This is a genomic window from Ruegeria sp. MALMAid1280, assembly GCF_049195285.1.
Taxonomy (GTDB): domain Bacteria; phylum Pseudomonadota; class Alphaproteobacteria; order Rhodobacterales; family Rhodobacteraceae; genus Ruegeria.
Genome location: NZ_JBMIRT010000036.1, coordinates 137,585 through 157,484, shown reverse-complemented (window position 1 = coordinate 157,484; position 19,900 = coordinate 137,585). Strand labels below are relative to the sequence as shown.

Here is a 19,900-nt window from a genome sequence, read left to right as displayed (position 1 = left end):
CTGACTGATGGCACGTGACAAGACTCGCGTTAAGCGCAAAGAGCGTAAGAACATCGCATCGGGCGTTGCCCATGTGAACTCGACCTTCAACAACACCAAGATCCTGATCTCGGACGTGCAGGGCAACGCCATCTCGTGGTCGTCTGCCGGTACCATGGGCTTCAAGGGATCGCGGAAATCGACCCCCTACGCCGCTCAGATGGCTGCAGAAGACGCAGGCAAGAAGGCGCAGGAACATGGCGTCAAGACGCTGGAAGTCGAAGTTCAGGGCCCCGGTTCGGGTCGTGAATCGGCTTTGCGCGCGCTGGCTGCAGTGGGCTTCAACATCACGTCGATCCGCGACGTGACACCGATCGCTCACAACGGCTGCCGCCCGCCGAAGCGCCGCCGCGTCTAAGCGATTTTGAATTGAGCTGGGGCCCGCGTTTTCGCACGGCCCCAGCACGTCATTTTGAACCTCGGGCGTCTGCACCTTGTTGGTCATGGGGCGCGGACAGGAATGGAGGGATTACATGATCCATAAGAATTGGGCAGAATTGATCAAGCCGACCCAGCTGGATGGCAAGCCGGGCAACGATCCCGCACGTCAGGCGACTCTGGTTGCCGAACCGCTGGAGCGTGGCTTTGGTCTGACTCTGGGCAACGCCCTGCGCCGCGTTTTGATGAGCTCGCTGCAAGGCGCGGCCATCACCAGCGTCCAGATCGACAACGTCCTGCACGAGTTCTCCTCGGTCGCAGGTGTACGTGAAGACGTCACCGACATCATCCTGAACCTCAAGCAGGTTGCCCTGCGCATGGAAGTCGAAGGCCCCAAGCGCCTGTCGATCAATGCCAAAGGCCCCGCAGTTGTCACCGCTGGCGACATCAGTGAAAGCGCTGGTATCGAGGTTCTGAACCGCGATCACGTCATCTGCCACCTGGACGATGGCGCCGACCTGTTCATGGAACTGACCGTCAACACCGGTAAAGGCTACGTCTCGGCTGAAAAGAACAAGCCCGAAGACGCGCCTATCGGCCTAATCCCGATCGACGCGATCTATTCGCCGGTCAAAAAGGTCGCCTATGACGTTCAGCCGACCCGTGAAGGTCAGGTTCTGGACTATGACAAGCTGACCCTGAAGATCGAAACCGACGGTTCGATCACGCCTGAGGATGCGCTGGCCTTCGCCGCACGCATCCTGCAGGACCAGCTGTCGATCTTCGTCAACTTCGACGAGCCGGAATCGGCTGGCCGCCAGGACGAAGACGATGGTCTGGAGTTCAACCCGCTGCTGCTGAAGAAAGTGGACGAGCTGGAACTGTCGGTCCGGTCGGCAAACTGCCTGAAGAACGACAACATCGTTTACATCGGCGATCTGATCCAGAAAACCGAAGCCGAGATGCTGCGCACCCCGAACTTCGGCCGCAAGTCGCTGAACGAGATCAAGGAAGTGTTGTCCGGTATGGGTCTGCACCTCGGCATGGATGTCGAAGATTGGCCGCCCGACAACATCGAAGATCTGGCGAAGAAATTCGAAGACGCGTTCTAAGCGCGTCTTCCCCAATGCCCGGGCTGCCGGGGAATATATGGGCACTTCCGCCCCAAGGAGAGCCGGTGACACGCATCGCCGGCCAGACAAAGCAAAACGCGAAAGAAGGAACTAGAAAATGCGTCACGCACGTGGTTACCGCCGCCTGAACCGTACTCATGAGCACCGCAAGGCGCTGTTTGCGAACATGGCTGGCTCGCTCATCGAGCATGAGCAGATCAAAACGACTCTGCCCAAGGCAAAAGAACTGCGCCCGATCATCGAAAAGCTGGTCACTCTGGGCAAGCGCGGCGACCTGCACGCCCGTCGTCAGGCCGCTGCCCAGCTGAAAGAAGACAAAGACGTCGCCAAGCTGTTCGAAGTTCTTGGCCCCCGCTACGCCGAGCGTCAGGGCGGATACGTCCGCATCCTGAAAGCTGGCTTCCGCTATGGTGACATGGCACCGATGGCGATCATCGAATTCGTTGATCGTGACGTCGACGCCAAAGGCGCGGCCGACAAGGCCCGCGTGGCCGCCGAAGAAGCCGCTGAAGAGTAATTGATCAGGGATACCTGATCACAGACCCCCGTTCGGTTGAGCGGGGGTTTTTCTTTGCCGACTGTTCGATGTATGGGACGGCAATGATCCAGCGAAGTCCCCGGAGAATCCATTGACCAACCGCATGTCCGTTTTTGATGTTCAGGGCCTTGCCGTCGGCATTGTCATGACAAGCCTGAGCGTCGTATTTCTGAAAGCCGCCGGTCTGGTGACAGGGCAAACCGCAGGAATCGCTCTGCTGTTGTCCTATGTCTTGCCGCTTGGGTTCGGCCCGCTGTTTTTTCTGATCGGAATTCCGTTTCTGATTTTGGCATGGGTCAAACGCGGGCCGGTTTTTGCCATTCGCACAATTGTCGTTGTGGTCGGGATTTCGGTTTTGTCCCAGCTTCTTGGCAATATTGTGGTGTTCGAGCGGCTGGACCCGCTGGTCGCCGCGGTTCTGGGCGGAGCCTGCAGCGGGATGGGGTTGATCGCCATTTTCCGGCACAACGCATCGGCCGGGGGGATGACCATTCTCGGTATTATTCTGGAACATAAAACCGGGTTCAAAGCGGGCTGGTTTCAGCTATCTGTTGACGCCATGGTCTTCCTCGCGTCGGCCTTTGTGCTGAGCCCCGCGCAATTGTTCTACTCGTTTCTTGGTGCTGTGATCACCAATATGGCAATTGTCTGGAATTTCGACGTCGCCCAAAGCCGAACCGGGCGCCCCGGGTATGGGCGGTCGGCAAACGAATAGCGATCTTGCAAACGGTGTTGCTTGCGGACATATCAATCCTTGAACGTATAAGAGGGTCTCATGTTCCGCACGCTTTTGCTTTGTCTGCCGCTTGCACTCCTGAACGCGCCGGTGATGGCCCAAACGAAAGTGCCGCAATCGCAGGCCGAGATTTCGATCGGCTTTGCGCCGGTGGTCAAACAGGCGTCTCCGGCGGTGGTCAACATCTATGCCAAGATCGTGCGGCAGGGGCGGGCGAATCCGTTTTTCTCGGACCCGTTCTTTCAGGACTTCTTTGGTCGTGGGTTCGGTGAACCCCGCCCACGGGTGCAGAACTCGCTGGGGTCAGGCGTGATCCTGTCGGAAGATGGTTACGTGGTGTCGAATTATCATGTGGTGGGGACGGCCACAGAAATCCGGGTCGTGACCACGGACCGGCGCGAGTTTTCGGCGCAGGTGGTTCTGGGCGACAAGGAGAGCGACATCGCCATCCTGCGGCTGAAAGAAGCCGAGGACCTGCCCTACCTGCAGATGCGGGACTCGGATCATGTCGAGGTTGGCGAACTGGCGCTGGCCATCGGCAATCCGTTCGGCGTGGGGCAGACAGTGTCGTCGGGCATCATCTCGGGGCTGGCGCGGACCGGGGCGGCCACGGGCAATGCGCGGGGCTATTTCATTCAGACGGATGCGGCGATCAATCCCGGAAATTCCGGCGGAGCGCTGATTGATGTGAATGGCGATCTGATCGGGATCAATACCGCAATCCTGACCCGCTCGGGCGGCTCGAACGGCATCGGCTTTGCAATCCCCGCCAATCTGGTGGCCGAGTTTCTGCGACAGGCGCAGGGCGGCCATGACAGTTTCGTCAGCCCCTGGGCCGGAATGGCGGGTCAACACATGAGCGCGGATATCGCCGAGTCTCTGGGTCTGGTGATCCCGCTGGGTGTGGTGATTTCCGACCTGCACCCCCTGAGCCCCTTGGCCGAGGCCGGATTGCGCGTGGGCGACGTGGTGACCCATGTGGACGGGGATGAGGTGAACTCGCCCGCCGAGATGAAGTTCCGCATGGCGGTTGCCGGTGTGGGTGGCACATCCATGGTAACCCGGCTGCGCGGGGAAGAGCGCGCCGAGGTAGAAATCGCGCTGATCAAAGCGCCCGACACCCCGGCGGCCGAGGAAACCACGCTGGATGACCAGACCGTGATGCCGGGCCTGACGGTCTCGCGCGTCAACCCCGCGGTGATTGCCAGGATGGGTCTTGTGTTGTCGCAGACCGGAGTGGTTGTGGTGGATGCCGGCCCCTATGGCGGCCGATCCGGGCTACGTGCGGGTGATGTGGTCAACAACATCAATGGCACAGAAATTGAGACCCCCCGTGACGTGGTTGGCGCGCTGACCGATCCGGGACGCCGGATCAATCTGGATATTCTCAGGGGGGGCCGTTCGATCTCGCTTCGGTTCCGGTTGTGACGTGAGCGATCTGTTCGATACCGGGGCTGACCAGCCCGCACCGCCCGCGCACCGTCCGCTGGCCGACCGGCTGCGCCCGCAGACGCTGGCAGAGGTGATCGGGCAAGCGCAGGTGTTGGGCCCGGATGCGCCCCTTGGGGTCATGCTGGCCTCGGGCAGCCTGTCCAGTCTGGTGTTCTGGGGGCCTCCGGGCGTTGGCAAGACAACCATCGCGCGGCTGCTGGCGCAGGAGACCGATCTGCATTTCGTTCAGATCAGTGCGATTTTCACCGGTGTGCCGGACCTGAAAAAAGTGTTCGAGGCCGCCAAGATCCGCCGCCAGAACGGACAGGGCACTTTGCTGTTCGTGGATGAGATCCACCGTTTCAACAAAGCCCAACAGGACGGATTCCTGCCCCATATGGAGGACGGCACCATCCTGTTGGTCGGGGCCACGACCGAGAACCCCTCATTCGAGCTGAACGCCGCTGTGCTCAGCCGGGCGCAGGTGCTGGTGTTGGAACGCCTCAGCCTTGCCGATCTGGAACGCCTGACCCAACGGGCCGAGAAAGAACTGGATCGCGCGCTGCCCCTGACTGGACCTGCACGTGAGGCGTTGCAGGAAATGGCCGATGGCGATGGGCGCGCGCTGTTGAACCTGATCGAACAGATCGCGGCGTGGAAGGTTGATAAACCGCTGGACCCGGATGCGTTGTCGACGCGGTTGATGCGGCGGGCAGCTAAATACGACAAGTCCGGCGATGAGCATTACAATTTGATCTCGGCCCTGCACAAATCGGTGCGCGGTTCCGATCCAGATGCCGCGCTTTACTGGTTCGCGCGGATGCTGACGGGGGGCGAGGACCCTCGGTATCTGGCGCGACGGATCACCCGCATGGCAGTTGAAGATATCGGTCTGGCCGATCCACAGGCGCAGGCGATCTGCCTGCAATCGTGGCAAACCTATGAACGGCTGGGCAGCCCCGAGGGCGAGCTGGCTTTGGCGCAAGCGCTGGTCTATCTGGCGCTGGCTCCGAAATCGAACGGCGCTTACGTGGGCTACAAGGCGGCGTTGCGGCTGGCCAAGCAATCCGGTAGCGAACCGCCGCCCAAGCATATCCTGAACGCCCCGACCTCGCTGATGAAGGATCAGGGCTATGGCGCGGGCTATGCCTATGACCATGACGCCGAGGATGGGTTTTCGGGCCAGAACTATTTTCCTGACGGGATGGAGCGGCCCGCGCTGTATCAGCCGGTTGAGCGCGGGTTTGAACGCGAACTGAAAAAGCGGCTGGATTACTTTGCCAAATTGCGGGCGCAGCGGAACAAGGGCTAGCGCTGGCTTGACTCTTGCGGTGCAGCACGCCACAGACGCGCATGTTTTCTAAGGCACCTTTGGGCACACAATCCGCGCGGAACCGCCGCGTGAAGGGGATATCGGCATGAGCGGCGTACAAATGATCACTGTGGCAGAGGGGGATGGCGACCAGCGGATCGACCGCTGGCTGCGCCGTCTGTTCCCGCATGTCAGTCAGGGCCGTATCGAAAAGATGTGCCGCAAGGGTGAACTGCGCGTCGAAGGCGGCCGGGTGAAGGCTTCGACCCGGCTTGAGGCCGGGCAGGTCGTGCGGGTACCGCCTCTGCCCGATGCGGATCACAAGCCTGCCGAGGTCAAGCGGCGCATTTCAGACGCTGATGCCAAGATGATCCAGTCTTGCGTGATCTATCGCGACGATCACGTGCTGGCGCTGAACAAGCCACACGGGTTGCCTGTACAGGGTGGCAGCGGCCAGACCCGCCACGTAGACAGCCTGTCCGAGGCACTGCGCTTTGGCTGTGACGAGAACCCCCGCCTTGTGCACCGGCTGGACAAGGACACTTCGGGCGTTCTGTTGCTGGCCCGCACCCGCGAGGCCGCCAAGGGGCTGACGGCGGCGTTCCGGCATCGTGACACGCGCAAAATATACTGGGCTTTGGTGGCCGGGGTGCCGACCCCCTATCTGGGTGAGATCAAGACCGGCCTCGTTAAGGCGTCGGGTCATGGTCAGCAGGGCGAGGGCGAAAAGATGATCCCCGTCCACCTGAACGAAATCAATGACACGCCGGGCGCGAAACGGGCGCATACGCTTTATGCGACGCTGTACCGGGTGGCTGGCCGCGCCGCCTGGGTCGCGATGGAGCCGATCACCGGCCGTACCCACCAGTTGCGGGCGCATATGGCGGCAATTGGGCACCCGATCATCGGCGACGGCAAATATGGCGGTTCAGGGCAGGAAAACCTCGGCGATGGCTGGGGCGCGCAGCTTGGTGGGATCATCAGCAAAAAGCTGCACCTGCACGCCCGGCAGGCGACGTTCCAGCACCCGATGACACGCAAGACCATCACCGTCACCGCGCCGCTGCCGGATCACATGACGCACAGTTGGGACACCTTCGGCTGGACCGAGGACCTGGCCGCAGACGACCCGTTCGAGGAACTGCAATGAGCGCACCGCTGCGTCTGGTGCTGTTCGACGTGGATGGCACGCTGGTCGACAGTCAGGGCAGTATCGTTTCAGCGATGACTGCCTGTTTCGGTGCCCAATCTCTTCCGGTGCCGGACCGCGATGCGATCCTGTCCATCGTGGGGCTGTCTCTGCCCAACGCCATGGCGCAGCTGGCGCCCCAGCATTCCGACAGCGTGCAGCATCGCCTCGTCGAGGGCTACAAGGAAGCCTATCACGCGCAACGGCTGGCGCAGGGTGCGGCAAGCTCTCCGCTGTATCCGGGCGCGCGCGCCGTCATTGAAGCCCTGCAGGCGGTGCCCGAGGTTCTGCTGGGCGTGGCCACCGGGAAATCGCAGCGCGGTCTGGATGCGTTGATCGAGGCGCACGGGTTGGAGCGTTACTTTGTGACCCGTCAGGTGGCGGATCACCACCCCTCCAAGCCGCATCCGTCGATGATCGACACGGCGCGCAGCGAAACCGGGGTGGTTGCGGCCAATACGGTCATGATCGGTGACACGAAGTTCGACATGGACATGGCCCGCGCCGCCGGGGTGGCGGGCATTGGCGTGACCTGGGGATATCATGACCGATCCGCTCTGGACGGCGCGACCTGCATTATTGAAACTTTTGACCAGCTGCCTCGCGCGTTGGACGATATCTGGACCTGACATCATGAGCGACTGGAAACCCAAGCGATTTTGGACCGAAAGCGCGGTGGTCGAAGCCGAGGGCGGCTATACCGTCGAACTGGATGGCCGCCGTGTGAAAACACCGGCCAAGGCGACTTTGGTTCTGCCGACCCGCGCCATGGCCAACGAGGTTGCCTCGGAATGGGACACTCAGGAAAAAGTGATCGACCCGACGGTGATGCCTTTCACCCGGTCGGCAAATGCCGCCATCGACAAGGTTCGCCTTCAACACGCCGAGGTTGCAGACATGCTGGCAGATTACGGCGATTCGGACCTGCTGTGTTATCGCGCGGTTCACCCGCAGGAGTTGCAGCAACGTCAGGCCGAACATTGGGACCCGGTGCTGGATTGGGCCGCCGAAACGCTGTCGGCGCGACTATTGCCTGTGGCCGGTGTGCTACACCAACCGCAGCCTGAGGCGGCGCTGGCAACCCTCAGGCAGCGTGTGCATGGGCTGAACAACTTTCAACTGGCAGCCTTTCACGATCTGGTCAGCCTTTCGGGCTCTCTTATCCTTGGATTTGCAGCGGCGCAAAACCGGGGCGATGCAGAAGAAATCTGGCAGATTTCAAGGCTGGATGAGCAATGGCAGATCGACCAATGGGGTCATGATGATGAGGCCCACGCCGTTGCCGAGACCAAGAAAGCGGCTTTTTTGCACGCCAAACGGTTCTTTGACCTCTCGATTTGATCCCTCAGGACCTGATTTTCGAACGCTGGGCGAGCCATCTCTGGATTGACCCATCGTTTTCCCTGATCGAACCCTTGACGTTTGTTTATGAATGCGCCCAAACTCGTGGCCACTAAAGGGGAGACACCTTTGGGAAACCTTTCTGGTGCCAGAGGTGCCGGACAGAACCGTCCTATGATCGGGGCGGAAAATCAGGAAGAGGTAAAAATGAAAAAATCCGTAATCTTGGGCGTGGCAACCATCGCCGGCCTGGCTGCTGGTGCAGCGGCGGCGGGGACTGTCGATGATGTCAAAGCGCGCGGCAAGCTGAACTGCGGCGTGGCGACCGGCGTTCCCGGCTTTGCCAGCCCGGATGCCAACGGTGTATGGCAGGGCTTCGACGTGGCTGTGTGCCGCGCAGTTGCAGCCGCCGTTCTGGATGATCCGATGGCTGTTGAGTTCATTCCGACCACCGGTAAAACCCGTTTCACCGCGCTGGCTTCGGGCGAGATCGACATGCTGGCCCGTAACACCACCTGGACCTTCAGCCGCGACGTCGACCTGAAGTTCGAATTCGTCGGCATCAACTACTATGATGGTCAGGGTTTCATGGTTCCCAAGGCTCTGGGCGTCAGCTCGGCCAAGGAACTGGACGGCGCCACCGTCTGCATCCAGACCGGCACCACTACCGAGCTCAACCTGGCGGATTTCTTCCGCATCAACAACATGAGCTACGAGCCGGTTCCGATCGAAACCAATGCCGAAGCACAGCAGCAGTATCTGGCTGGTGCCTGTGACGTCTACACCACCGACGCATCGGGCCTGGCGGCGACACGCGCCACCTTTGAAAACGCGGGCGACCACGTAATCCTGCCCGAAATCATCTCGAAAGAGCCGCTGGGACCGCTGGTTCGTCACGGCGATCACGAGTGGGGTGACGTTGTACGCTGGACCTTGAACTCTCTGATCGCAGCCGAAGAGCTGGGCGTGACCTCGGCCAACATCGACGAGATGGCTGCTGGCACCGACAACCCCGAAGTGAACCGTCTGCTGGGCAGCGAAGGCACCCTGGGCGAAATGCTGGGTCTGGACGCAACCTGGGCACAGCGCGCGATCAAGGCCGGTGGCAACTACGGCGAGGTCTTTGCCAAGAACATCGGTGAGGAAACTCCGATCGGCCTGGCACGTGGCCTGAACGCACAGTGGACCGATGGCGGCCTGCTGTACGCTCCGCCGTTCCGCTAAAGTCCACGGAAAAGGGCGCAGGGCAACCTGCGCCCTTTTTCAATCAATAAGAAACACGCCCGGAACGTTCTGAGCAGAGACCAACTCTGCCACTGAGAACCGGGATGCACGGGGAAATACTTAGGTCATGACGACACTCACTGACCCGCCGAAGGAGCACTTCCGGCTGTCCATGCTCCTTTACGATACGCGGTATCGATCTGCGACCATTCAGGTCATCGCTTTGATCGGTTTCATGCTTTTGGCAGCCTGGCTGATCAACAACACCATTCAAAACCTGGAAGCGCTGGGTAAAACGGTCGAGTTCGGCTTTTTCGGCGAACCGGCCAGCTATGACATCAACCAGCGTCTGCTGGAATACAACTCGCGCGACAGCCATTTGCGAGCGGCCTTTATCGGGCTGCTGAACACGCTGGTTGTGGCGGTTCTGGGTTGTATCACGGCAACCATCGTCGGCGTCATGGTCGGTGTTCTGCGCCTGTCCAACAACTGGCTGGTCGCCCGGATCATGACCGTCTATGTCGAGATGTTCCGCAACGTGCCGGTGCTGCTGTGGATCGTTCTGGCCATGGCCGTCCTGATCGAGGGCCTGCCCGCGCCACGCGCCTTCCGGGGTGAAGACCCCGAGGCGACGATGAAACTGTTCGAATCCGTCGCAGTGACCAACCGTGGGGTCTATATCCCCGAGTTCCTGTTCTCGCGCGGATTGGGTGACATCCACCTGTTCGGCACGTCGAGCCTGCGCTTTGACGTCTCGCTGGACCTTATCGCGTTCCTGATCGTGTTTGGCGGCAGCATCTTTGCCATGCGCAAGGTGGCGGCCTGGGCCAACGCCACGCAGGAAAAGACGGGTGACCGTCCGACCATCTGGCACATCCAACTGGGCCTGTTCTTTGTGCCGTCGGCGATCCTGCTGGGCGCACTGGGTTTCCATCTGGGCTACCCCGAGCTGAAGGGCTTTAACTTCAGCGGCGGTACTCACCTTCGGAACTCGCTGATCGCGCTGTGGCTGGCCTTGTCGCTGTATACCGCCGCCTTCATCGCCGAGATCGTGCGCGCCGGTATTCTGGCCATCTCCAAGGGTCAGACCGAGGCCGCATCCGCCCTGGGCCTGCGTCCGGGCCGGACCATGCGGCTGGTGATCCTGCCGCAGGCGCTGCGAGTGATCATCCCGCCGATGATCTCGAACTATCTGAACCTGACCAAGAACTCGTCGCTGGCGATCGCGGTCGGATACATGGACATCACGGGGACCCTGGGCGGCATCACCATGAACCAGACCGGGCGCGAGCTGGAATGTGTTCTGCTGCTGATGCTGGTCTATCTGGCCATCTCGCTGAGCGTTTCGGCGGTGATGAACTGGTACAACAACCGTGTCAAACTGGTGGAGCGGTAATATGAGTGATGTTTCATTTGTCCGCACGGAAATGTTGCCCGAACAGGCCCCGCCCGCCTCTGAGGTTGGTGTTGTGGGCTGGGTCAGGAACAACCTGTTCTCAAGCTGGCTGAACTCGATCCTGACGCTCGTGTCGCTTTATGCGATCTGGTACGTGCTGGCTGGTGTTTTGCCGTGGATCTTCGAATCTGTCTGGAACGCCAACTCGCTGAACGAATGCCGCGAGATTATGATGGCCACGTGGGGCTCAACCCACGGTCACGCATGTTGGGGTGTCATCAACGACCGCTGGCTGCAGCTGCTGTTCGGCTTCTACCCGAGCCATCTGTACTGGCGTCCGATCCTGGCGCTGCTCCTGCTGCTGGTGGCTCTGGCGCCGGTGCTCTACTCGGACCGCGTTCCGACCAAGCTGCTGATCCTGACCGCGATCTATCCCTTCCTCATGCCATGGCTGATGTGGGGTGGGACCATCTGGGCGCCGATATCGGCCGCGTTGGGTTTTGTTGTTGGCTGGGGGGTCTATACCGTTGTTGGCAAACAACTCAGCAACCTGTTCGCGTTGATTGCGGGGGTCGCGGCGTCTTTGATATGGTGGCTGGTCCTGTCCAGCTATTTCACAGACGCGATGGCTTCGATCCTGCCGATCGGTATCGAATACGTGCAAAGCCGTGCCTTTGGTGGGTTCATGCTGGCGATCCTGCTGGGGGTCGTGGCCATTGGTGTGTCACTGCCCATCGGCATCGTTCTGGCGCTGGGCCGTCAATCCGATCTGCTGATCGTCAAATACCTGTGCGTGGGCTTTATCGAGTTCATCCGCGGCGTGCCGCTGATCACCTTGTTGTTCGTGGCCTCGCTGCTGTTGAACATCTTCATGCCGCCGGGCACCAATTTTGACATCATCCTGCGGGTGATGATCATGATGACCCTGTTTTCGGCCGCCTATATGGCCGAGGTGATCCGGGGCGGTCTGGCCGCCCTGCCGCGCGGCCAGTACGAAGGGGCCGACAGTCTGGGCCTGAACTATTGGCAGGCACAGCGGTTGATCATCATGCCGCAAGCCCTGAAAATCTCAATTCCGGGCATCGTGAGCACATTCATCGGGATCTTCAAGGATACGACTCTGGTGTCGATCATCGGGCTGTTCGACGTGATCGGACTGGCATCCGCCATCCGCGCCGACACCGCCTGGAACGGCATCTACTGGGAACTGTTCGCGTTCATCGCGGCGTTGTTCTTCGTCGTCTGCTTCTCCATGTCCCGTTATTCCATGTATCTGGAGCGCAAGCTTCAGACTGGCCACCATTAAGGAGTTCAACACATGTCTGAACTTGCAATTGAACGCGAAATCGACCGCTCCAAGATGCAGGTGAGCGACGAGGTCGCCATCGAAATCACCAACATGAACAAGTGGTACGGGTCCTTCCACGTGCTGCGCGACATCAATCTGACCGTCAATCAGGGCGAGCGGATCGTGATCGCGGGGCCGTCGGGGTCGGGTAAGTCCACCCTGATCCGATGCCTGAACGCGCTGGAAGAACACCAGCAGGGCACCATCGTGGTGGACGGGACCGAGCTGTCGAATGACCTGAAAAACATCGACAAGATCCGGTCCGAGGTTGGCATGGTGTTCCAGCACTTCAACCTGTTCCCGCATCTGACCATTCTGGAAAACTGCACGCTGGCCCCGATCTGGGTGCGCAAGACGCCCAAGAAAGAGGCCGAAGAGCGCGCGATGCATTTCCTGGAAAAGGTGAAGATCCCCGATCAGGCACTGAAATATCCCGGTCAGCTTTCGGGTGGTCAGCAGCAGCGTGTGGCGATTGCGCGAAGCTTGTGCATGATGCCGCGGATCATGTTGTTCGATGAACCGACATCGGCGCTGGACCCCGAGATGATCAAAGAGGTGCTCGACACCATGATCGAGCTGGCCGAGGAAGGCATGACCATGCTGTGCGTGACTCATGAGATGGGCTTTGCCCGTCAGGTCGCCAACCGGGTGATCTTTATGGATGCTGGTCAAATCGTGGAACAGAATGAACCGGAAGAGTTCTTCAACAACCCACAGAGTGAGCGGACCAAGCTGTTCCTGAGCCAGATTCTGGGCCACTAAGCCTAACGAAACAGATCAAAAGGCGGGGTGTTGCCCCGCCTTTTGTCATTCCAGCAGCTCGCGCGGAATGACAAATCCCTGCACGTTACCGCTATGCCAGCGGACCTGCGCCCAATCGTCGATGTCGAGGCGGATCACGGTCGTGGCGCAAGTCGGGTAGTCGTGGAATCGCGCGTGGTCCGGGGCGTGCCGGACGATACGGCTGGCAAAGGCGGCGATGCCGGGGTTGTGGCCCAGTATCAGCACCGTGGGTTCCGTGGCGCCCGACAGTTCGACCAGCATGTCCTCGGGGGCTGCGTGATAGAGCGTGCGGTGGAAACAGACCTTATTCGCGTGAAGCCCCATCCGATCCCAGGTCTCGCGTGTGCGGGTTGAGGTGGAGCTCAGCACTTCATCCGGCAGCCAGCCATTGTCACGCAGCCAATCGGCAATCGCCGGGGCCGATTTGCGTCCGCGCTTGTTCAGGGGGCGGTCGTGATCGCCTACGCCCAGATTGCTCCAACTGGATTTCGCATGGCGGGTCAGGATCAGGGTGCGGGTCATGACGGGTGAAACGCTCTCATGTGGTGGGCGGATTGTTCCGGGTCGCGCCCCGCACCTGCGCTGAGCGGGCAGGACAGCCGCGCAAGGCAGCCTCCGGTCATGCAGGTCTGCCCCTCTGGGGTGGAAAGATGTGCGTGGCAGGCGGCTACGTCATAAAAGTCTCGGGTGTTCAGTGCCTGGACCGGGCAGGAGGTTGCACATGGGGCGGGGCAATCCATGCACGGCGACGCGCTGCTGCCTTCGGGGATGTCGAATTCCCGCGCGAAATGCAGCGCCCCACGAAACGAGATCATCATACCCACGGTGTCATGCACCAAAGCGCCAACCGGGCTGCTGAAGGTGCGCCCGGATTTCAGCGCCCAGTCGATGAAAGGTGCATAGGGTGGTCCGCCAAACGGAAAAAATGCCTGCGCGCCCAGATCCTGCGCCATCTGACCAATGACGCGGCTGGACCAGCGGTCCACCGGGTCAGGCTCCGACCACTCCGGGGATGCCTTCAAGACAGGCCAGAAAGCTGAACCCGCGCCCAAAAGGATCAGAGTCCCCCCATCCAGACCCTTGGCGCCGCTTTTTCGCGGATGAGTCGCGCCCATGACGATCAGGCCCGCTTGATGCGCCGCGCGCATTACCCAGCCATAGCTGATTGCTGCTGCGTACGAGGAGGGTGGGGGGCGTCCGTTCATCTCTCCTCCGCGGGTTACGTCAATCGGGGCGGATCAGTGACCCGGCACCGTGCTCGGTGAACAGTTCCAGCAGCACCGCATTGGGCGCGCGACCGTCCAGAATGACAACCGCCCGCACACCGCTGTGCAGCGCGTCCAGCGCCGTTTCCGTCTTGGGGATCATGCCGCCCGCGATGGTGCCTTCCATCGTCATCTCGCGGATCTGACCCGCCTTCAACTCGGTCACGACCTCTCCGGCCGCGTTCTTGACGCCCGAAACATCGGTCAACAGCAGCAGCCGGTCCGCCTTGAGCGCGGATGCGATGGCGCCCGCCGCCGTATCCCCATTGATGTTGAACGTCTCACCGTTCTTGCCTGCGCCCAGAGGGGCAATCACAGGGATCACATCATGCGCGAACAGGTCGTGCAGAATTTTCGGGTCCATCTTGGACGGAGAGCCGACAAATCCCAGCGCCGGATCGGCCTGATCACAGACCATCAGGTTCGCGTCCTTACCCGACAGGCCCACGGCCGTACCGCCCTGACCATTGATCGCCTGTACGATGCGCTTGTTCACAAGGCCGGACAGGACCATCTCGACCACCTCAACGGTGGCTTTGTCGGTCACCCGCTTGCCGTTCACGAATTCGGATTGAATATTCAGCTGATCCAGCATCGCGTTGATCATCGGACCGCCGCCATGCACGATCACCGGGTTCACGCCGACCTGACGCATCAGCACGACGTCGCGGGCAAAGCTCTCCATCGCCTCGTCGCTGCCCATGGCGTGACCGCCCAGTTTGATGACGACAATCGCGCCGTCGTAGCGCTGCAGATAGGGCAAGGCGCTGTTCAAAGTGGCGGCGGTGGCGATCCAGTCCCGGTTCATATCTCTTGTCTTCATGGCTTAGGTCCCTTTGACGTTCCGTGTTAGGGCCTTTGCGTGGTGCTGCCAAGAGGCAAGCTATTCCAGATGCGCGATGATCGAACGAAGAGTGGGGATGCCGTCGCCCTTTTCAGACGAGGTCAGTACGATTTCCGGGAAAGCCGCCGGGTGTTTCGACAATGCGCCGCGCACCTGTTCCAGAACCTTTTCGCGATCCTTGGCCTTGACCTTGTCGGCCTTGGTCATCACGCATTGAAAGGTCACGGCGCTGGTGTCCAGCAGCTTCATGATCTCGGCATCGACCGGCTTCACCCCATGGCGCGAGTCGATCAGGACAAAGGCCCGGCGCAGGGTCTGACGACCGCTCAGGTATTGTTTCAGCAGCCGTTGCCATTTTTCCACCACCTTCACCGGCGCGTTGGCATAGCCATAGCCCGGCAGGTCGACCAGAAATAGTTCTGGGCCCTGGGTGAAAAAGTTGATTTCCTGCGTGCGGCCCGGCGTGTTTGACGCGCGCGCCAGCCCCTTGGTGCCGGTCAGCGCGTTGATCAGGCTGGATTTGCCCACGTTCGAGCGACCCGCAAAGCAGACCTCCAACCGGTCGGGCGCGGGCAGGCCGTTCATGGCGACCACGCCTTTGACAAACTCGGACTCGCCTGCAAACAGCTTGCGGCCACGTTCCTGTGCGAATTCATCGGGGTCTTCAGCCAGAGGGAAGAGGAGGGTGCTCATAGCAATTCTACCTTATCGCCAACCGAGATTGCGCCGCCTTTAAGAACCTCGGCATAGACACCGAAATCCTTGTGGTCCCAGGTTTCCAGCGCGCCCAAAGTGTCTGCATCGCGGACGCCCGTGTCCGGGTTGGCCGTTGTTGCCAGACAGCGTGTGATACGTTCACGAACGCGGAACACGGCCTCTCCGATTTGCACCTCACGGCCGAGCCACTCGAATTCTTCCCACAGGGGCATGCCATCGAACCAGATATTGCCGCGCCAGCGGTGGATCGACAGGTCCTGGCCCAGCTTTTGCCCAACTGCGCGGTGAGACGCCATGTTGCACAGGCTGATCGATGGGAAATCGCTGTCGGTCATACCGCGCCCCGGCACCCGGATGATCCGCGCCGAGGCGGCCCGGTCTGCGGGCATCAGCGGTTGGACCCAGTCCAGAAACGCCTGCTGTTCGCTGTCGGGGGCAAAGGTCAGGTCTGGGCGGTCCGGGTGGGACAACGTCAGGGTTTCACCGGCGTACCGCGCCGAGATTGCCATCAGCTTCGGCGCTTTCGCACACCGGCTGAAATTGGCGCACGGCACCCATTCCGAGCCGTCCGCCTTGGACGCCTCATGCGCAACCGCCCAAACACGATCCCCGGGCATGGTCTGCCCGGGGTTCACGGTTACGGTTTCGACAGCTTCCCGACCATGGCTTTTGATCGGGTGCCGCCAAAGCTGGGTCACTTCAGCTGTCATTTATCATCCGTTTTCGGCGTGCGCTTGAAGCCGGACTTGATGTTGCCGAACACGTCCGGCGTATATCCCTGGCTGCGCATGATCAGGTATTGTTGGGTAAACGTAATCGTGTTGTTCGCGATCCAGTAGACCACCAGCCCGCTGGCAAAGCTGCCCAGCATGAACATGAATACCCACGGCATCCAGGCAAAGATCATCGCCTGTGTCGCGTCGGTTGGTGCCGGGTTCAGCTTTTGCTGCAGCCACATCGAGATACCCAGCAGCAGCGGCAAGATACCGATGAAGATCAGCGCCATGAGGCTGTCAGGCTGCGGACCGGCAAAGGGCAGCAGGCCAAACAGGTTCATAATCGAGGTCGGGTCCGGCGCGCTCAGGTCCTGGAACGGACCAAACCACGGGGCCTGACGCAGTTCGATGGTGACGAAAATCACCTTATACAGCGAGAAGAAGATCGGGATCTGCATCAGGATGGGCAGACAGCCCGCAGCGGGGTTCACCTTCTCTTTCTTGTACAGCTCCATCATGCCCTGCTGCATCTTTTGGCGGTCGTCGCCAGCGGCCTCTTTCAGGGCCTCCATCTGCGGCTGCAGCTCCTTCATTTTCGCCATCGAGACGTAGGATTTGAACGCCAGCGGGAACAGGATTGCTTTGATGATCAGCGTCAGGCCGATGATCGACCAACCCATATTGCCAATCAGGGCGTTGATGTTGTGCAGCAGCCAGAAGATCGGCTTGGTCAGAAAGAAAAACCAGCCCCAATCGATGCTGTCGATGAACTTTTGCACGCCTTCCTTCTGGTATTCACGGATGGTTTCCCATTCCTTGGCACCAGCAAACAGTTGCGTAGTGACCTCTTCCGTTGCACCGGGGGCAACGGTCAGTGTCGGCAGAACCGTTTCGGTCTGATAAATCTTGCGGCGTGCGTCATATTTCGCGGCGGCCTTGAACGCGGTTCCCGGTTCGGGGATCAGCGTGGTCATCCAGTAGTGGTCGGTGAAGCCGATCCAGCCGTCTTCCTTGACCTGATAGACCTCGGCCTGCGCGCGTTCATTCGGGTCGATATCGAAATCGCGGACATCGCCGTAATCGATCTCGGCCAGCGTACCGTCGGCCATGCCGATCACGCCTTCATGCAGGATGAAGAAATTCTTCAGTTCCGGCAGGTCGCCGTCCTCACCAATGCCGTGGCGGGCCAGAATGCCATACGGGGCCATTCCAACCGGGGCCTGGGTGTTGTTTTCGACGGATTGGTTGACCGTGAACATATAGTCCTGATCCACCGAGATCGTGCGGCGGAAGGTCAGACCATTGCCGTTGTCCCATTTCAGGGTGATCGGCGTGTCGACACCCAGTGTCTCACCCTGTTCTACCGCCCACTGCGTGTTCGGGCCGGGCACGTCAGCGCCTGCCACTCCAGCCCCCGGAGCCCAGCCGTAAAGGGCGTAATAAGCCGAATCCGATCCAACTGGGGACAGCAGCTCGACAATCGGCGCACCGTCAGCGATCGAGACCTTGTAGTCCTTCAGAAACAGCTCATCAATGCGGCCGCCCGACAGCGATAGGCTGCCCTGCAGACGGGGCGTGTCAATCTCGACCCGCGGGGCCTGCTCTTCTGGCAGGGTTTCCTCGGCGGCGGTTGTCGCTTCACCAACGGTCCCGGTGCTCGCAGCGCTGGGCGCCTGAACCTCATTGCCGTCAACAGCGGTAATCTCGGCCTGATCTGGTGCCGGCTCTTGTTCCGGCGGGGGGAACAGCACGAACCAGACAAGGATCACGACAAAGCTGAGCGCGGTTGCAAGGATGAGATTCTTGTTCTGATCGTCCATCGGGGACAGCCACCTTAAGCAGTGAAACACACCCGGTGGGTTCAACAGAGTGCAGGCCCAAAGGTCAAGCGGAATCGCCTGTCAATTCCACACGGATTGCGTTTCTGTGGCGTAAATTTGCGATTACGGGCCGGTCTTGCGCCCGATCTTCGGCATTCCGTCGACCTTGTTCTGATGCGCTGCAACCCAGTCCAGCGTCTTTTCGAACGGCATCGGTTTGCCAATCCCGAACCCCTGAACATGATCGCATCCTAATTGCGCCATCAGGGCGTGTTCACCGGGGGTTTCGACCCCTTCGGCCAGCGTTTCGACGTTCAGGCGTTCGGCCATGGTCAGGATGGCGCTGACCAGTTGCTGCTGGCTGGCGTCGCGATCCGCCTTGGCAACAAACGACCGGTCGATTTTGATCCGCGAGACATTAAAGCGCTTGATCGAAGCAATCGAGGCATGCCCGGTGCCGAAATCATCCAGATCAATGCAGCATCCCAGTTTGGACATGCTGGTCACGTTGCGAGTGATCACATCATCGGGTCGGCGCGAAAATACTGTCTCCAGAATCTCGACCGCAAGCCGGTCGGGCGTCAGGTCATTTTGGTCCAGCTCCCATTTCAGCCGGTCGATCAGGGCCGGGTCGCGCAGCTCATCAGACGAGAAATTCACGCCGATCCGGGGCACTACGATCCCGGCGCGGTCCCAGTTGCGCATGGCGGCAAAGGCGTGATGCCGCATCGCCTGACCAAGCTTTTCCATCAATTCGGCCTGCTCGGCGAAAGGCAGGAATACCTGCGGACTCAACACCCCCTTTTGCGGATGCTCCCAGCGGGCCAGCGCCTCGAAACCTGTAACACGCCCTGTATCGGTCGAAACCTGAGGTTGATACCACGGGCGGATTTCACCGTTGTCCAGCGCTGCCTCGAACTCTTTGCGCAGATTGGCGCGAATGCGCGACCGGCGCTGCGTTTCGGCGGAAAAGGCGCGAATGGTGGATGGTCCGTTCCTCTGCGCTTCTCCCAACGCGGCCGAGGCAGCGTCGATCCAATCCTCGTACCGACCATCTGCCGCGCTGGACAGCTGGCTGAACCCGATCGAGCAGGACACATACACCCCGGTACCGTTGAGGGTGAAGGGTTCCTCAACAACGGCCTGAATGCGCCCGGCCATCTGAATGCAGGCCTCAAGATCCAACTGGGGTGAAGGTTGCAGGCCAATTGCGATCTTGTTCTGGTCCAGCCGGGTCACGATGTCCTGCGTGCGGATGACCGAAAGGATGCGGTGGCCGAACTGTTGGGACAGATGGTCGGCAGCGGCGTTGCCGTGAAGGTCCAGAAAATCCGGGTAATCATCCAGCGCAACCAGGATGCAGGCCGAATCTGCCCCGCCGGGCGTGAATGTCTTGAAAATACCTTCCAGTTCAGTGGCGAAGGCGTCGATTGCGATCATGCCAACGGGCAGGTTGCGCCGATGGCGTTGCCGGTCGGATCGTGCGTCAAAGGCGGCGGAACCAATGAAAACAAGCGGCAAACAAAGGGCTGCAACCACCAGGGCCCGCTCTCCGCCAATCCAGAACGCGGCCAGGCTGATCGCCGGGACAAAGGCCAGAGCGGCCGGGCCGCTCAGAACGGAAGTAAGAACATCGAGAACGCGTTCGACTGTGAGACGTTTCCACATCGGTTTTCTGGGCCTCTACGTT

The 19,900-nt window shown here is 60.5% G+C and carries 20 protein-coding genes; 13 read left to right on the top strand and 7 right to left on the bottom strand.

Translation table 11 applies throughout. From position 1 onward, the window contains the following. Nucleotides 1-7 precede the first annotated feature (7 nt). The 13 genes from rpsK (at nt 8) to ACOQFT_RS03595 (ending at nt 12,827) form a co-directional block, all read left to right on the top strand. Nucleotides 8-397, top strand: coding sequence for a 30S ribosomal protein S11 (rpsK, locus tag ACOQFT_RS03655; RefSeq protein ID WP_008757289.1), 390 nt, complete (start codon nt 8-10; stop codon nt 395-397). A 115-nt stretch (nt 398-512) separates the two neighbouring features. After that, the gene (locus tag ACOQFT_RS03650; RefSeq protein WP_170403678.1) at nt 513-1,529 is read left to right on the top strand and encodes a DNA-directed RNA polymerase subunit alpha; all 1,017 of its coding nucleotides are present in this window, start codon (nt 513-515) and stop codon (nt 1,527-1,529) included. Between the two features lie 118 nt (nt 1,530-1,647). Then, nucleotides 1,648-2,067, top strand: a complete 420-nt coding sequence (rplQ, locus tag ACOQFT_RS03645) for a 50S ribosomal protein L17 (protein WP_170334079.1) — start codon at nt 1,648-1,650, stop codon at nt 2,065-2,067. Nucleotides 2,068-2,179: 112 nt separating this feature from the next. Then, the gene (locus ACOQFT_RS03640) at nt 2,180-2,803 is read left to right on the top strand and encodes a YitT family protein (RefSeq protein WP_421596698.1); all 624 of its coding nucleotides are present in this window, start codon (nt 2,180-2,182) and stop codon (nt 2,801-2,803) included. A gap of 60 nt (nt 2,804-2,863) precedes the next feature. After that, complete coding sequence (locus ACOQFT_RS03635; protein WP_421596697.1) at nt 2,864-4,252, top strand: trypsin-like peptidase domain-containing protein; 1,389 nt, start codon at nt 2,864-2,866, stop codon at nt 4,250-4,252. A 1-nt stretch (nt 4,253) separates the two neighbouring features. Beyond that, complete coding sequence (locus ACOQFT_RS03630) at nt 4,254-5,567, top strand: replication-associated recombination protein A (RefSeq protein ID WP_421596696.1); 1,314 nt, start codon at nt 4,254-4,256, stop codon at nt 5,565-5,567. Nucleotides 5,568-5,673: 106 nt separating this feature from the next. Then, nucleotides 5,674-6,717: an RluA family pseudouridine synthase gene (locus ACOQFT_RS03625; protein WP_421596695.1), complete on the top strand. Its 1,044-nt coding sequence runs from the start codon at nt 5,674-5,676 to the stop codon at nt 6,715-6,717. Then, nucleotides 6,714-7,385 carry an HAD-IA family hydrolase gene (locus tag ACOQFT_RS03620; RefSeq protein WP_421596694.1) on the top strand — a complete coding sequence of 224 codons (672 nt, stop codon included), beginning with the start codon at nt 6,714-6,716 and terminating at the stop codon, nt 7,383-7,385. Before ACOQFT_RS03625 ends, ACOQFT_RS03620 begins: the two co-directional genes overlap by 4 nt. Before the next feature lie 4 nt (nt 7,386-7,389). Then, nucleotides 7,390-8,097, top strand: a complete 708-nt coding sequence (locus ACOQFT_RS03615; RefSeq protein WP_421596693.1) for an ATP12 family chaperone protein — start codon at nt 7,390-7,392, stop codon at nt 8,095-8,097. 207 nt (nt 8,098-8,304) lie between these two features. Then, nucleotides 8,305-9,321 carry an amino acid ABC transporter substrate-binding protein gene (locus ACOQFT_RS03610; RefSeq protein WP_421596692.1) on the top strand — a complete coding sequence of 339 codons (1,017 nt, stop codon included), beginning with the start codon at nt 8,305-8,307 and terminating at the stop codon, nt 9,319-9,321. Nucleotides 9,322-9,448: 127 nt separating this feature from the next. Further along, nucleotides 9,449-10,717, top strand: coding sequence for an amino acid ABC transporter permease (locus ACOQFT_RS03605; protein WP_421596691.1), 1,269 nt, complete (start codon nt 9,449-9,451; stop codon nt 10,715-10,717). Between the two features lies 1 nt (nt 10,718). Next, nucleotides 10,719-12,023, top strand: a complete 1,305-nt coding sequence (locus tag ACOQFT_RS03600; protein ID WP_421596690.1) for an amino acid ABC transporter permease — start codon at nt 10,719-10,721, stop codon at nt 12,021-12,023. Between the two features lie 12 nt (nt 12,024-12,035). Continuing rightward, entirely contained in the window at nt 12,036-12,827 is a 792-nt protein-coding gene (locus ACOQFT_RS03595; protein ID WP_421596689.1) for an amino acid ABC transporter ATP-binding protein, read from the top strand. A 45-nt stretch (nt 12,828-12,872) separates the two neighbouring features. Here ACOQFT_RS03595 and ACOQFT_RS03590 read toward each other — a convergent pair whose 3' ends face one another. The 7 genes from ACOQFT_RS03590 to ACOQFT_RS03560 form a co-directional block, all read right to left on the bottom strand. Next, nucleotides 12,873-13,370 carry a SixA phosphatase family protein gene (locus ACOQFT_RS03590; protein ID WP_421596688.1) on the bottom strand — a complete coding sequence of 166 codons (498 nt, stop codon included), beginning with the start codon at nt 13,368-13,370 and terminating at the stop codon, nt 12,873-12,875. After that, on the bottom strand, nt 13,367-14,053 hold the full coding sequence (locus ACOQFT_RS03585) for a ferredoxin (RefSeq protein ID WP_421596687.1): 687 nt from the start codon (nt 14,051-14,053) through the stop codon (nt 13,367-13,369). The genes ACOQFT_RS03590 and ACOQFT_RS03585 overlap by 4 nt, the downstream gene beginning before the upstream one ends. 19 nt (nt 14,054-14,072) lie before the next feature. Beyond that, nucleotides 14,073-14,936: an acetylglutamate kinase gene (gene argB / locus ACOQFT_RS03580; protein WP_170328750.1), complete on the bottom strand. Its 864-nt coding sequence runs from the start codon at nt 14,934-14,936 to the stop codon at nt 14,073-14,075. A 60-nt stretch (nt 14,937-14,996) separates the two neighbouring features. Then, nucleotides 14,997-15,650 carry a ribosome biogenesis GTP-binding protein YihA/YsxC gene (gene yihA, locus ACOQFT_RS03575; RefSeq protein WP_421596686.1) on the bottom strand — a complete coding sequence of 218 codons (654 nt, stop codon included), beginning with the start codon at nt 15,648-15,650 and terminating at the stop codon, nt 14,997-14,999. After that, entirely contained in the window at nt 15,647-16,384 is a 738-nt protein-coding gene (locus tag ACOQFT_RS03570) for an MOSC domain-containing protein (protein ID WP_421596685.1), read from the bottom strand. The genes yihA and ACOQFT_RS03570 overlap by 4 nt, the downstream gene beginning before the upstream one ends. Beyond that, nucleotides 16,381-18,210, bottom strand: a complete 1,830-nt coding sequence (yidC, locus tag ACOQFT_RS03565) for a membrane protein insertase YidC (RefSeq protein ID WP_421596684.1) — start codon at nt 18,208-18,210, stop codon at nt 16,381-16,383. Before yidC ends, ACOQFT_RS03570 begins: the two co-directional genes overlap by 4 nt. A gap of 123 nt (nt 18,211-18,333) precedes the next feature. Beyond that, a complete protein-coding gene (locus ACOQFT_RS03560; protein WP_421596683.1) occupies nt 18,334-19,878 on the bottom strand; it encodes a putative bifunctional diguanylate cyclase/phosphodiesterase in 1,545 nt (514 codons plus the stop codon). Nucleotides 19,879-19,900 lie beyond the last annotated feature (22 nt).

Excerpts from the sequence above, each read along its gene's own strand:
- ACOQFT_RS03635 (WP_421596697.1), top strand. The coding sequence starts at position 2,864 with ATGTTCCGCACGCTTTTGCTTTGTCTGCCGCTTGCACTCCTGAACGCG.
- ACOQFT_RS03590 (WP_421596688.1), bottom strand. The coding sequence starts at position 13,370 with ATGACCCGCACCCTGATCCTGACCCGCCATGCGAAATCCAGTTGGAGC.
- ACOQFT_RS03625 (WP_421596695.1), top strand. The coding sequence starts at position 5,674 with ATGAGCGGCGTACAAATGATCACTGTGGCAGAGGGGGATGGCGACCAG.
- argB (WP_170328750.1), bottom strand. The coding sequence starts at position 14,936 with ATGAAGACAAGAGATATGAACCGGGACTGGATCGCCACCGCCGCCACT.
- ACOQFT_RS03570 (WP_421596685.1), bottom strand. The coding sequence starts at position 16,384 with ATGACAGCTGAAGTGACCCAGCTTTGGCGGCACCCGATCAAAAGCCAT.
- rplQ (WP_170334079.1), top strand. The coding sequence starts at position 1,648 with ATGCGTCACGCACGTGGTTACCGCCGCCTGAACCGTACTCATGAGCAC.
- yihA (WP_421596686.1), bottom strand. The coding sequence starts at position 15,650 with ATGAGCACCCTCCTCTTCCCTCTGGCTGAAGACCCCGATGAATTCGCA.
- ACOQFT_RS03615 (WP_421596693.1), top strand. The coding sequence starts at position 7,390 with ATGAGCGACTGGAAACCCAAGCGATTTTGGACCGAAAGCGCGGTGGTC.
- ACOQFT_RS03650 (WP_170403678.1), top strand. The coding sequence starts at position 513 with ATGATCCATAAGAATTGGGCAGAATTGATCAAGCCGACCCAGCTGGAT.
- ACOQFT_RS03585 (WP_421596687.1), bottom strand. The coding sequence starts at position 14,053 with ATGAACGGACGCCCCCCACCCTCCTCGTACGCAGCAGCAATCAGCTAT.
- ACOQFT_RS03560 (WP_421596683.1), bottom strand. The coding sequence starts at position 19,878 with ATGTGGAAACGTCTCACAGTCGAACGCGTTCTCGATGTTCTTACTTCC.
- ACOQFT_RS03595 (WP_421596689.1), top strand. The coding sequence starts at position 12,036 with ATGTCTGAACTTGCAATTGAACGCGAAATCGACCGCTCCAAGATGCAG.
- yidC (WP_421596684.1), bottom strand. The coding sequence starts at position 18,210 with ATGGACGATCAGAACAAGAATCTCATCCTTGCAACCGCGCTCAGCTTT.
- ACOQFT_RS03610 (WP_421596692.1), top strand. The coding sequence starts at position 8,305 with ATGAAAAAATCCGTAATCTTGGGCGTGGCAACCATCGCCGGCCTGGCT.
- ACOQFT_RS03605 (WP_421596691.1), top strand. The coding sequence starts at position 9,449 with ATGACGACACTCACTGACCCGCCGAAGGAGCACTTCCGGCTGTCCATG.
- ACOQFT_RS03620 (WP_421596694.1), top strand. The coding sequence starts at position 6,714 with ATGAGCGCACCGCTGCGTCTGGTGCTGTTCGACGTGGATGGCACGCTG.
- rpsK (WP_008757289.1), top strand. The coding sequence starts at position 8 with ATGGCACGTGACAAGACTCGCGTTAAGCGCAAAGAGCGTAAGAACATC.
- ACOQFT_RS03600 (WP_421596690.1), top strand. The coding sequence starts at position 10,719 with ATGAGTGATGTTTCATTTGTCCGCACGGAAATGTTGCCCGAACAGGCC.